This is a genomic window from Hydrogenophaga sp. (assembly GCF_030656115.1).
Classification (GTDB): domain Bacteria; phylum Pseudomonadota; class Gammaproteobacteria; order Burkholderiales; family Burkholderiaceae_C; genus Hydrogenophaga.
Window position 1 is genome coordinate 65,221 of record NZ_JAUSOO010000129.1, and the last position, 12,584, is coordinate 77,804.

A 12,584-nucleotide genomic window follows, 5' to 3' on the forward strand; every position below is an offset into this window, starting at 1 on the left:
TTTATCCTGTCTTTTGTTCGGTTGGAGGCAGCAGCTTGTCCGCCACCTCGGCGTGCGTCGATTGCGCTGAAGGTCGCTGCATGAACGCCCGCATCCAGGCGGCCGTCCTGGGCCTTCCCTCGCGCCAGTTCAGATCGTCGAATCTCAGATCCAGATAGCCCAACGCACAACCCAGCGCCACATGACCGATCGAGAAGGGACGCGCGCCGAAAGCGTCAACACCTTGCTCGATCCAGGCCAGGGTGGCGTCCACCTTCTGCGAGTACGCCTGGAGTGTCGGCATGGACTGGTGACCGTCGGGCCTCATGCGCTCGTTGCGCCAGAGCACCAGCGCATCCATGAACCCGCTGCCCAGGGCATTCCATCGCAGCGCGGTCCAACGCGGTTCGCCGGCCGAAGGGAACAGCCGCGGGTGATCACCCAGCTGGTCGAGGTACTCACAGATCACATCGGAGTCGAACAGCGCCACGCCGTCATCGGTCACCAGCGTGGGAATCTTGCTCAGGGGGTTGTGCGCCATCACCGCCGGATTCGCCTGGTTCATGGCCACAAAAGACCGGACCAGCTCGATCCTCTCGACCACCCCCACCTCGTGAGCGGTGATCATCACCTTTCTCACAAAAGGCGACACGGGACCCCAATGAAGTTTCATGAAATGCCTATCCACACAAAGTGCTGCAAGAGCGACCGATGCCGCCATGAAACGATTCTAGGAGTGCCCCTTCGCGAAAACGCCCACGACAAAGGCAGATCAGCTATGCAACTTTTGTGAAGCCTGGCCGGGCGTTTCCTCTGCCTTCAGCGCATATCTGGTTTCGCTCCATCACGGTGGTCACCGGGCCACCCCGTCACTAGACTGGCCTGCAAAACCACCGAGGTACCCATGCAGGAAAAAGTCATCATTGCCGCCGCACTCACCGGGTCGGCTTCCACACCCCACAAGATCAACCCCGCCGTCCCGGTCACGCCAGAACAGATTGCCCACGAAGCCATCGCAGCCCGCGCAGCGGGGGCCGCCATCGTGCACATCCACGTCCGCGATGTCGACACCGGGCTGCCCAGCATGGCATTCGGTCTTTACGAGGAGGTTGTGGCGCGCATCCGGGACTCCGGCAGCGATGTCATCATCAACCTCACCACCGGCCCCGGAGCCCGCTACCGGCCCGACGAGAAGGACCCGCGCAGGGCCAGCCACGACAGCACCATGACCACCAGCGAAAAGCGCGTGGAACACATCCTCCGCCTGAAGCCGGACATCTGCAGCCTGGACATCGCCACCATGAACTTTCCGAGCTACGCCTTCGTCAACCTGCCCAGGCAGATCGAAGAGATGGCGCACCTGATTCAGGAGGCGGGCGTGAAGCCGGAGCTGGAGGTGTTTGATCTCGGCGGCGCCTGGCTGGGGCGCTCCCTGGTGGAGCGCGGCGTCATTCGGGGGCGCGCCCTGTTTCAGCTGTGCATGGGGGTGCCGTGGGCGGCCCCAGGAACCCCCGAAAACATGATTGCCATGCGCAACACCCTGCCTTCCGGCGCCCTCTGGGCCGCATTCGGCATCTCGTCCAACGAGTTTCCGATGGTGGCCCAGGCAGCGATCCTGGGCGGTCATGTTCGGGTGGGTCTGGAGGACAACCTCTACATCGCCAAAGGCCAGTTGGCCACGGGCAATGCGCAACTGGTGGAGCGCGCGGCCCGCATTGTTGAATCGCTGGGATCGCAAGTGGCCACGCCGGCCGAAGCCCGCCAGATTCTGGAGCTCGCATGACACGCACACCCTTCCTGAAACCCGAGGAGATGAGCGCGGAGCAACGGCGCGTCTACGACGACATCGTTCGCAACCGCGGCACCTGGCTCAATGGGCCTTACGCGCCTTTGCTTCAGTCCCCCGAGCTGGCCGACAAGGCGCAGGCCTTTGGCGAACACGTGCGCTACCGGACCGTGCTGCCACCCAAGCTCAACGAGCTGGCCATCGTCTGCACCGCGCGCCACTGGGATTCGCCGTTCGAGTGGTTCCAGCACGCCCGCATTGCACAGCGCGAGGGCCTCTCTGCCGAGGTGTGCCACGCCATTGCAAACTTCGAGCCCCCGCCGTTTGCCGACAACGACGAGAAACTCATCCACGCGTTCGCCGTGGAGCTGCTGGAAACCCACCGCGTGAGTGACGCAACCTACAGCCAGGCGACGCAGCGGTTCGGCACCCGCGCGGTGGTGGAACTGGTGGCGGTGATCGGTTACTACAGCTTCATCGCCATGACGCTCAACGCACACGAAGTGCCCCTGCCGCCCGACGCGGGGACGCCGCTGCCCGAACGACCGGCCCAACCGAAGGGCTGACACCATGTCCGATATCAGCACCCTTCCCACATGTGCCACTCCGGCCCGCGCGCTGCCCCGCGGTGCCTGCGACACCCACGCCCACGTGTTCGGTCCGTACGACACGTTTCCCCTGGCCGATCCGCGCCCCTACACGCCCGCCCCTGCCCCCAAGGCCCACCACCTGGCCATGCTGGACCGGGTGGGCTTCGACCGGGGTGTGCTCGTTCACGGCAGCGCCCATGGGTGGGACCACCGGGCCATGCTCGATGCCATCGCCCATGCGCCGGATCGCCTGCGCGGCATCGGCACGGTGCCCGGCGACACCACGCTCGATGAGCTGAAGAAACTCCACGCCGGCGGGGTGCGCGGACTTCGCTTCACCGATGTGGCCGGGCCGACCGCGGCGCAACAGTTCGACGGTCGCGTGGGGTTCGACGCCCTGCACCGTCTGGCGCCCCTGATGCGCCAGCTGGGCTGGCACGCGGTGATCTGGGCCAACGCGGCGACACTGGCCGAGCACGCCAGCAGCTTGCGCGCATGGGGTTTGCCACTCGTGATCGACCACATGGGCTACTTCGACGTCGCGGCCGGCGTTGCGGCGCCAGGGTTTCAGACCGTCCGGCAACTGGTCGAAGACGGCAGCGCCTGGGTGAAGCTCACGGTGTTTCGCAACTCCAAAGAGCCGGGAACCCACCAAGACGTCCAGCCGTTCCACGAAGCACTGCTGCGCGCCAACCCCGAGCGCCTGCTGTGGGGCAGCGACTGGCCGTACCTGGGCATGACCACCTACCGGCCCACGCCTGCGGCCCTGCTGGACCTGCTGGACCGGTGGACCGACAGCGACGATCTGCTGCACCGCATTCTGGTGACGAATCCGGCCTCGCTCTACGGGTTCTGAGGCGGGGTCGCGGCGTCGCCGCCGTCGGGCTCCAGCGTCGGTGCTTCGAAGGTGCCGGCGCGCACATGCTCCTCAGCGAGCGTTCTCACCAGGCGCAGCACCTCGCGCGCGGCGCGCGTCAGCGGTTTCTGTGTGGACGTGGCCGCCACCACCGTTCGGCGAATGCTCGGCTCCACCAGCGGTGCCGCACTGACCACGCCCGCCTGAACGTCGCGCCGCACGACCACGCCGCCGTGAATGGCGTAGGCCTGGCCGTGGCTGGCCATGCTGCGCTGGATCGGCAGCGAGTCGGCCTCCAGCACCGTATTGAGGCGAAAGCCCTCCGCCTGGCGTCGCACCACCTGGTTCAGGGCCGCACGCAAGCCATTGGGTTCACCCGGCAGCACCAGCGGCAAACCATCCAGCGCGGAGAACGGCACCGAGGAAGCGCAGGTGAGCGGATCCCCCGGTGCGCCGACCACATAGGTGTCCACATCAAAGAGCGGCTCTTCCAGCGCACGGGTCTGTCGCCCGTACCGGTACAGCACCGCAATATCGAGGTGACCCGTCGCGATCCAGGCGTCGAGCTGCCCGTTGGACCCCTCAAACAGGTGCAGTCGAACTTCGGGGAAGCGTTCTTTCACCCGTCCGAACAACGGGGCGACCAGCAGCTCGGCCACCGAGGGCATCAGGCCGATCCGGACCTCGCCCACCGGCAGCTCATCCGTGCGCCGCAGCAGCCCTTCGACCCGGTCGGCTTCTGCCAGCAAGGCCTTGATTTCAGGGTAGAGACTTCGGCCGCGGTCGGTGAGCATGACGCCGCGCCCGGTGCGGTCAAAAAGCCGGGCCCCGTACTCGCGCTCAAGCGCCGAGATCTGCCGGCTGATGGCCGACTGAACGGCGTCGTGGAGCACGGCCACCTTGCTCAGGCTGCCCGCATCGGCGACCTGCACAAAGAGTTTGAGTCGCGCAAGATCCATGGTGATCGGATGTGAAGTGGGTGCCGGCGCGATTGTATGGGGTGTGCCTGGTGCGCCCAACCATCAGCGCCCGACCTACACCCTCTCCAGAACAACGGCGATGCCTTGTCCCACGCCCACGCACATGGTCACCAGCGCATGGCGTCCCTGGCTGCGGTGCAGCTGGTGGACGGCGGTCATTGCCAGCCGAGCGCCGCTGGCACCCAAAGGATGCCCCAACGCGATGGCGCCGCCGTTGGGGTTGACGCGGGGATCGTCTTCGGCAAGCAGAAGCTCGCGCTGGACGGCGATGGCCTGGGCCGCGAAGGCTTCATTGATCTCGATGACATCCATCTGGTCAAGGGTCAGGCCACAAAGGGCCAGAACCCTCCGGGTTGCTGGCACGGGGCCCATTCCCATGATTCTCGGCAGCACACCCGCCGTGGCCATGCCAACCACCCGCGCCAACGGCGTCAGGCCCTGCCGAGCCGCCGCAGACTCGCTCGCCAGCAGGAGGGCACACGCGCCGTCATTGACGCCCGACGCATTGCCTGCGGTCACCGTGCCGTCGGTGCGCACAACCCCCCGGAGTCTGGCCAGCGCATCCAGGCTGGTTTCCCTCGGATGTTCGTCCTGTGACACGACGATGGGATCTCCGCGCTTCTGCGCGATCACCACCGGTGTGATTTCCACGTCGAAGAGGCCGTTCTTCTGTGCGGCGAGCGCCTTGGTCTGGGATGCCAGCGCCAGGCGGTCCTGGGACGGCCGATCAATGCCGAACGCTGTGGCCACGTGCTCAGCCGTTTCCGGCATCGTGTCAACCCCGTAGCGCTCCTTCATCAGCCTGTTGACAAAGCGCCAGCCGATGGTGGTGTCTTCCATGCTGGCGCTGCGGGAGAAGGCCGCGTGTGCCTTGCCGACCACAAAGGGCGCCCGCGACATGCTCTCGACACCGCCGGCCATCATCAACTCCGCCTCGCCGCACCGGATGGCTCGGGCTGCCGAACCGATCGCATCCAGGCCCGACCCGCACAACCGATTCACCGTCGAGCCCGGAACCCCCACGGGAAGGCCAGCGAGAAGCGCGCTCATCCGCGCCACGTTTCGGTTGTCCTCACCCGCCTGGTTGGCACACCCGTAGATGACGTCAGCAACTTCGGCCCAATCGGTCCGGGGATGCCGCGCCATGATCGCAGCGATCGGCATCGCCCCCAGGTCATCGGCACGGACCGACGCCAGGGCGCCGCCGTAACGGCCAAAAGGTGTTCTCAGCGCATCGCAGATGAAGGCGTTTGGAAGCATGGTTCGAGAAGGTAGAAAGGGGATTCGATACGGGAAGAAGCACCGGGCCGTCTCAGCCTCTCAGCGCAGGAGCGTGCCAGACGCCCCAATGATGGTGATGTCGACTTTTTGCAGACTGCGCCGTTGGCGGGGGGCGTACGCGACCCGGAACCCGGCGACGCTCAAATCGCCGGTGGTCAGTGCGGTTTGAAGAACGGCGTCGCGACTCGGCTTGGGGCTGCGGCGAACGATCTCGGCGGCGATCCGCCCAGCAACGAATCCCTCCAGCAGCGTGTAGCTGACCTCTTGCGCTGGAGACTGGGCAAGCACCTGCGTCTGGAAGTCTCTGACGATGGCAACGTCGTTCGTGTTCGGGGAGGGCATGACCTGGGTCAGCATGATGCCTCTGGCCATCTGAAGCCCCACCGCTTTCACAACGCTCGTGGGCGTGACCCAACCCAGACAGTAGATGGGCAAGGAGAGTCCGTACCGGGCCTTGAGTGAACGCGCCGCCGCGGCGAACCCGGGACCCGCGGCGATCAGGACGACGGCGTCGGGACGTCCTGGCGCAAACCGATCAATCGCCTGCTCGATCGCCTGGGTCTGTTGCCCTGGATCGGGTTCAAAAGTGAACAGCGAGGGCGGATCGAGAACGACGCCGGCACGTTGCGACAGCTCGGCGGCGACAACCGACAACGACCGTCCTACGCCGCTGTCGATCGCCAGGAACGCAACGCGGGAACGCATCAGCTGCGCAGCGTGCTGAAACATGGCCAGCAGTTCGTCCTCATAGCTGGCCCGAACCGGAAACACATTCGGCTTATCCAGCGCCGATTGAAGACCGGCAATGGGGGCGAAGCTGGCCAGCTTGAGCGACTCCAGCGTCCCCTGCTGCGCCAGGTGCAGCAGCGATGGCGTCCCCACATTCCCCACGAGGGCAACGATATCGTCCTCAGCAACGAGCCGCTTGACGAGATCGAGCGACTTCACCGGGTCAAAATCATCCTCGCGAAACACCAGTTTCAGCGGTCGGCCGTGAACACCGCCTCTGGCGTTGACAAATTCCATGGCCAGTGCAATGCCCGCCCGGTACTGCGTGGTCGGGCCCGCCACCTGAGGGTGTGTCAACGACCCGACCTGTCCGACCACAATCGGCTTGAGCGCTTGCGCCCGGCCCACGCCGGCCCCCAACAAGCCGGTGAGCACAGCCAGGGAGAACCACCGCCGGCTCGGGCGGCCTTCGTCACATGACCTCATTTGAGGTAAATGTTGAGCTCGTGTGCCACGGGCACCAGTGTTGCTGCCTGGTGTCGGATCACCGTGTCAAGCTGATCCGCACCCATGGTCAGAGGAACAACACCGAGTCTGCCGAACTGTGTTTTGACCGCGGGCGTGTCAAGTGCAAATGAAATCGCTTGTCCCAGTTTGTTTTGAACCTCACGGAGAACGCCTGCCGGGAGAAATGCACCGTACACGTTCTCGAACATCACACCGGCCACGCCGGCCTCGACGAACGTTGGCACATCGGGAAGAAAAGAGGACCTCTTTGCACTGGCCACCGCCAAGGGAACCATGCTGCCGGCCTGGATGTACGGGAGCACGGCGCCAACATCCAGCACCGCAAAGTCAACCTCGCCGACCATTACCGCAATGGACAGAGGTGCCGCACCCTGATAGGGAACATGGGTCCCTTTGATGCCCGTTGCGCGCTTGAACAGCTCACCGACCAGGTGGTTTGTGGACCCGGTACCGATGCCCCCCACCAGGTTGTCCTTGTCCTTGGCCACCTTGATGAAGTCGGTGATCGACTGTCCTTTGGCTCTTTTCCCCGACACAAGGACCAGCTCGCTGCGGGCCAATCCGAGCAACGGCGGAACGTCTTTCAGGGGGTCGAAGCGAAGCGACATGATGGATGGCGTCAGTGCATGCCCGCCCGAGAAGCCCAGGAGCACGCTGTAGCCGTCTGCTGGCGACCTCACCACGTTTTCTGTGCCGATGCTTCCAACCGCACCGGCCTTGTTTTCAACCACGATGGCTTGGCCCAATTTGACGGAAACCGCCTCAGCCAGCGTTCGGGCGACAGAATCCAGTGGCCCCCCCGCAGGAAACGGCACAACGAAACGGATGGTTTTTTCCGGCCAGCCTTGTGCCGAAGCCGTGGAGGCCAGGGCGATCAACGAAGTGGCCAGAATGAAGGTGCGGCGATGCATGAGTGTGTCTCCAATGGATTGTTTTAACGTTTGCAACAGCGGCATGGTAGGAAGTTGCCGCCCAAAAGTGACCCGCTGACCGATGAAACCAGCTATGCAGTTTCGGGAGGGCGCAACACGATGACGCCCAGGTTCACGCCATCCGCATGCACCGGGGTGACACAGGTCACCGGGAGGTACCCGGGATGCGCGATCTGCAGGGTGAGTTCTCGGTCGCCCGGGGTCAGGTTGTCAAACCTGAAGTCGCCGAACGCGTTCGTGCGGCTCGCCGCCAGCGGTGACCCCGCAACGAGAAGCTCCACCTCAGCCTCTGCGAGGGCTTCCAGGCGGCCGGTGTCGCTCAACACGGTGCCGCCGACAAAGCTGCGGTCCCAACGGTGCAGGTTCCGATAGTGGACACGTGGCCGTGTTCCCAGCTCGGGCCTCAGGACACGCAAGTCCTGCTCGGTGGCCTTCAGGGCCATGTCGGCATCGGTCACCTTGTACACCTGCATGGCCCCCGTGGGGCAGCTGCCCACGCAGCGAGGCGCCGCCCAGCCCTGGTCGAGAAGGTGTGCATCAAAGAACCATGTCTGAGGCAGGTTCAAGTCTTCGTTCCAGACCATGGCCCCATACGGGCAAGTGTCCAACAGATCACGTCGCCCCTTCGCCTTCTCTGGGTGAATCAACACCACCCCATCTGGCCGCTGGATCACAGCGCCCTGCCCGGCGCGCACGCAAGGTGCGTCGTCGCAGTGGTTGCAGGTCATGGGAACGTGGGCCGCATCGACCATGTGCCCGGAGCCTCGAACCCGTCGTTCGATCCACATCACGCCACGCCCTTGCGGCGCATGGGGCTCCGAGTAACCGGCAAAGCGGTTCCCCACCAGCTCATCCTTTGCCGACAACACGCAGTTGTTGCAGTTCTCGCACAAGGCCACATCAACGACCAGGTTCCAACGTTTCTGTGCCGTCATGTCAGGCTCCTTCGGTTTCTGAGACGTGCACCCGCCAGGGCGCCACCTGCACCAGGCACGAGTTGGGGCTCATGCTGCTGGAGCGCACCTGCTGGGGCCGGGCCGAGGTGAGGATGTTCAGCGAGCCACCGATGTCGACCCACTCCCCGTTGAGGAAGCGCGGCTGGTACTCGGCACTGGCTTCGAACGACTTGACCGTGCCTTGGTGGACCAGGTGCGACACGTCCACGGCGCAGATCACCGCCCCGCGATCGTTGAACACCTTGACCAGCGAGCGGTGCGTGAGGCCGCGCGCCTGGGCATCGTCCGGGTGCATCTTCACGATCCAGTGGTAATGGCCGTTGATGCACATGCGGTGGTCGGCAATGTCGTTGGTGAAGCTGCCCTTGCCGTCCACCGAGGTGTGGAAGCTGTAGCGCGAATGGGTGGCAATGAGCTGCAACGGAAAGCGCTCGATCAGCTCGTTGGTTTGCGGCCCTTCCCACGCCGGCACATACCTGTTCACCACAGGCCGCTCGGGGTTGTCGGGGTCGGCCCGTTTGAGCCGTTCAGGAATGAACTCGATCTTCCCGCTGGGCGTCTGCAAGCCCTTGCCGTACACGCCCGCATACTGGGAAGGCAGTGGCTGCGCCTCTGGAATGTCCTTGGTCCGACCTTCGGCAAACCAGCGGAAATTCACGGGAGGCTCCAGACCCGGCTGCTCCGCAGGCACGACAAAGTAGCCTTTCTTGCAGAAGTCTGCCCACGAAATGTGCCGGGCCACGTCCGAGGAATCGAAGATGCGCTTGCACCAGTCCAGCTCGGTGCAACCTTCGGTGAACAAGGCGCCCAGCCCCAGCCGCTGCAGGATCAGGCTGAAGATTTCATAGTCACTCTTGGACTCACCCAGTGGCTCAATGCACTTGTGCTGCATGGCAATCAGCCGGTGGTTCAGGCCGTTGGTCCCGTGCTGCATCAGCCCGCCACCGGAAGCCCATTCGCCAATGTCGTGGCGCTCGAACTGGGTGCAGGCGGGCAGAATCACATCGGCGAACTGCGCTTCACCCTCCATCCAGATCGACTGGTTGACGACGAACTCGATGCTCTCGTGCCGGTAGGCCTCGACCATGCGCGCCGACTCGGTCAGCGTGCTGAAGAAGGATCCGCCGTACTTGTAGATCATGTGCACCCGCGCGTGCCCGGGCGTCGGATAGCGGATCGGCACGAATTGGAACTCGGGCGCCATGCCGTCCCAGGGGTAACCCATGGCCTGCCCCTGGATGATGGCTTCAGGGAACTGCTGTTTGGGAATCATCTGCCGCACGGGGTTCACTGTGAGCACATGCGGCATGCGCTGGTAGTTGTTGACCGAGTTGCCGTTGAACTGCAGGTCGCCTGAAATGCCGCCATCGGCATACCCCGGAAAGTAGAACTCGTGATCGACCGGCGCGCCGCCCTCCAGGCAGCCGAAGTTGATGCCGGGCTTGCCCAGCCCCTGCATCGCCATCAGCATCACCATGCTGCGGGCCCACTGCGCACCCGTGGCGCCGCGCCCTGCGCCCCCGAAGCCGCTGCCCTGCGCACCCACCGACAGATACGTCTTCTTGCTGGCCCATTGCCGCGCCAGTGCCCTCACCACGTAGGCAGGCACGCCGGTTTCGGGCTCCTGCCATTCGGGCGTCTTTTCCACGCCATCGTCCTGGCCCAGGATGTGGTCGCGCCACTCGTCAAAGCCGGTCGTTCGGTTCGCCACATAGTCCTGGTCGTACAGGCGTTCGACGATCCACACGTGCATGATGGCCTGCGCCAGCGCGGGGTCGGTGGTGGGCTTGATGGGAATCCACCGGCCACCCAGCAACTGCGCTGTGGGTGTGAGCACGGGGTCGATGTGAACGAACTCGATGCCCAAGGATTTCGCCCACAACCGACGCTGCGTTCCCTCGAAGGCCTTGTACGCTCCGTTGGTCGACTCCGGATCAGAGGACCAGAAAACAATCTGTTCGGCGTGTTGCAGGCAGTCTGCGATCGTTCCGTAGTTGCCCGCAATCCCCACCCGCTGCGAGTGGCCCCAGTGGTGGGTGGCGCCCCAGTACCAGCCTTCCCAGCTGTCGGGGTTGGCGGCCATTCGCGTGAAGCCCACCAGGTTCCCGAAGCGCAGCATCGAAGACAGGTAGTAGCCCACATTGCCCCACTGGTGGTGGGATCCGTGCAGAAGGGTCATGGCGCCCGGCCCGTAGGCTTGACGCTGCCGCAAGATTTCACCGGACACGATGTCGAGCGCTTCGTCCCACGAGATCGGAACGTATTCACTCTTCCCGCGGTTCTGCGGGTTGCGTTCACCATGGGGGTCAAAATCCACCCGCCGCAGGGGTTGAAGCAGGCGTTTTTCGGAGTACACGGCCGACTTCATTGCCAGCGCATGCGGCGCCACGGAGGCGCTGTGCACGGGCTTGAAGGTTCGGTTCCTGGCCTGGATCGACCAGCCGGGTGCATCCCCACGGCCATACACGACGGGGGTGAGCCGGACGATGCGCCCGTTCTTGACGTGCACGAACAGCGGGCCGCCATTGGTCAGCGTGGTAAACCGGGTGCAACCGTCGGCCTGAGGCACCCCCATGCGCAGGCCCGCCATCTGCATCTGGTTGAGGGCCTGCATGAACCACACGCACAGGGCATCGTCGCCTTTGACAACAACCCTGAAGTTCTTGGCCGCATGCACCACCTCGCCCATGTCGGGATGGGGCCGCATCATGGTCAGCGCTGTCGCGATGTCCTTGAACACCAACGCCACATCGGGGGACGGGTGCAGCCCCGCCATGGAGCGCACACGCCCCGAGCGGATGCTGAAGTGCCGCGCCACACGCCCATCCTTGAGCTGAATCTGCGCGACGATGTCGTGCCGCTTCAGGAAGGCCCGGTATGCCGGGTTGGTGCGGGCCGCGCGGTTGAGCAAGGGGCCCAAAGCCAGCAGGATGGCGCGAAGCAGGTTGTGTTTCATGTGTACCGTTGGAAAGACTGTTCGCGCCGACACGGCGTGGATCGCACCCGTGGATGGACTCCGCTCACTTCAGAAAGTCTTCGGGCATCGGGGGTGACCACTGGCTCAGCTCATCGGCGCCCACCTTTGCATGCCCGACCGGTGTGTCGTCGTTCACCAGATCGCCGTCGGTCCAGTGCTCGATCTTGTTGCCGAACGGATCGATCCAGTAGTCGAACAACTGGCTACCTTGTATGTGCCGGCCAATGCCCCAGGAATGGCGGTGGCCTTTGGAGGTCAGGTACTTGCTGCCCTGGGCGAGGTCATCGAGGTCCAGCACTTCAAACGCCGTGTGGGCGAAGCGCGCCCGTCCGTCTCGGGCGGTGATCAAGGCAATCGTGTGGTGGTCGGTCCACTGTTGCCCGAGTCCGCAGTGCATGAATGCGGCCACCACGTTGGACTCCTCCTGCGCCCAGTAGGTGTCTGAAGGCTTGAACCCCAGCACGCGGGTGTAGAAGTCGTAGGAACGGCGAAAGTCGCTGACAAACAACGCAGCGTGGCCAATGCGGGCGACCTCGCAGGGTTTGGCGGACAGGCGCACGGTGCGCCCCATGCGCTGGCGTCCCACCGCTGGGTTCATGGCAATAGGCTGCCGAGCGGGCAGCGCCGTGCCCTGCGCCTGGCCCCACAGCGCATCGACCAGAAACCCGTTCGGGTCACGGAAACGCACCCGCAACCCACCACCCGGCTCGGGGTTGTCAGAAACCACCGAGCCCACATGGGCGGCGATCTCATGAAGGTCCGATTCGCTGGAAGTCTGCAAGCCGAAGCCCAGCGTCTGGTTGTTGCTTCCCAGTTCTGTCACGTGGACAAATGGCGAAGCATCGTGTGCGCGCATGTACAGGGCCTCTGGGGTGCGGTGTGCTCGATGCAGACCAAAATCGACCAGGAACGATTCCATCCGGTCAAGGTCGGTGGCCTGGTAGCGTACGAAAGCAATGTCTTTGATGGGCATGGATGGCCCCTCCTGAT

At 64.4% G+C, this 12,584-nt stretch carries 11 protein-coding genes; 3 read left to right on the forward strand and 8 right to left on the reverse strand.

The genetic code is table 11. The annotated features are described in order from the left end of the window. Position 1: 1 nt before the first annotated feature. Positions 2-700 (reverse strand): glutathione S-transferase, encoded by a 699-nt coding sequence (locus Q7J58_RS16405; protein ID WP_336623505.1) that lies wholly within the window; start codon positions 698-700, stop codon positions 2-4. Positions 701-883: 183 nt separating this feature from the next. On the opposite strand from Q7J58_RS16405, the gene Q7J58_RS16410 reads away from it, so the two are divergent. Genes Q7J58_RS16410 through Q7J58_RS16420 form a run of 3 tightly spaced genes read left to right on the forward strand, consistent with a single transcriptional unit; the run spans position 884 to position 3,211 of the window. Continuing rightward, positions 884-1,762 (forward strand): 3-keto-5-aminohexanoate cleavage protein, encoded by an 879-nt coding sequence (locus Q7J58_RS16410; RefSeq protein ID WP_304830365.1) that lies wholly within the window; start codon positions 884-886, stop codon positions 1,760-1,762. After that, positions 1,759-2,331 carry a carboxymuconolactone decarboxylase family protein gene (locus tag Q7J58_RS16415; protein ID WP_304830366.1) on the forward strand — a complete coding sequence of 191 codons (573 nt, stop codon included), beginning with the start codon at positions 1,759-1,761 and terminating at the stop codon, positions 2,329-2,331. The genes Q7J58_RS16410 and Q7J58_RS16415 overlap by 4 nt, the downstream gene beginning before the upstream one ends. A gap of 4 nt (positions 2,332-2,335) precedes the next feature. After that, positions 2,336-3,211 carry an amidohydrolase family protein gene (locus Q7J58_RS16420; protein ID WP_304830368.1) on the forward strand — a complete coding sequence of 292 codons (876 nt, stop codon included), beginning with the start codon at positions 2,336-2,338 and terminating at the stop codon, positions 3,209-3,211. Here Q7J58_RS16420 and Q7J58_RS16425 read toward each other — a convergent pair. The 7 genes from Q7J58_RS16425 to Q7J58_RS16455 form a co-directional block, all read right to left on the reverse strand. Further along, a complete protein-coding gene (locus Q7J58_RS16425) occupies positions 3,199-4,170 on the reverse strand; it encodes a LysR family transcriptional regulator (protein WP_304830370.1) in 972 nt (323 codons plus the stop codon). The two genes, Q7J58_RS16420 and Q7J58_RS16425, sit on opposite strands and share 13 nt — an antisense overlap. A gap of 75 nt (positions 4,171-4,245) precedes the next feature. Further along, positions 4,246-5,451 (reverse strand): 3-oxoadipyl-CoA thiolase, encoded by a 1,206-nt coding sequence (gene pcaF, locus Q7J58_RS16430; RefSeq protein ID WP_304830372.1) that lies wholly within the window; start codon positions 5,449-5,451, stop codon positions 4,246-4,248. 60 nt (positions 5,452-5,511) lie between these two features. After that, entirely contained in the window at positions 5,512-6,636 is a 1,125-nt protein-coding gene (locus Q7J58_RS16435; protein WP_304830374.1) for an ABC transporter substrate-binding protein, read from the reverse strand. Between the two features lie 47 nt (positions 6,637-6,683). Next, positions 6,684-7,640, reverse strand: a complete 957-nt coding sequence (locus tag Q7J58_RS16440; RefSeq protein WP_304830376.1) for a tripartite tricarboxylate transporter substrate binding protein — start codon at positions 7,638-7,640, stop codon at positions 6,684-6,686. Positions 7,641-7,732: 92 nt separating this feature from the next. Beyond that, complete coding sequence (locus tag Q7J58_RS16445; protein WP_304830378.1) at positions 7,733-8,596, reverse strand: 4Fe-4S dicluster domain-containing protein; 864 nt, start codon at positions 8,594-8,596, stop codon at positions 7,733-7,735. Position 8,597: 1 nt separating this feature from the next. Beyond that, entirely contained in the window at positions 8,598-11,573 is a 2,976-nt protein-coding gene (locus tag Q7J58_RS16450) for a molybdopterin-dependent oxidoreductase (RefSeq protein WP_304830380.1), read from the reverse strand. Positions 11,574-11,637: 64 nt separating this feature from the next. After that, positions 11,638-12,567 (reverse strand): VOC family protein, encoded by a 930-nt coding sequence (locus Q7J58_RS16455; RefSeq protein WP_304830382.1) that lies wholly within the window; start codon positions 12,565-12,567, stop codon positions 11,638-11,640. Between the last annotated feature and the right edge of the window lie 17 nt (positions 12,568-12,584).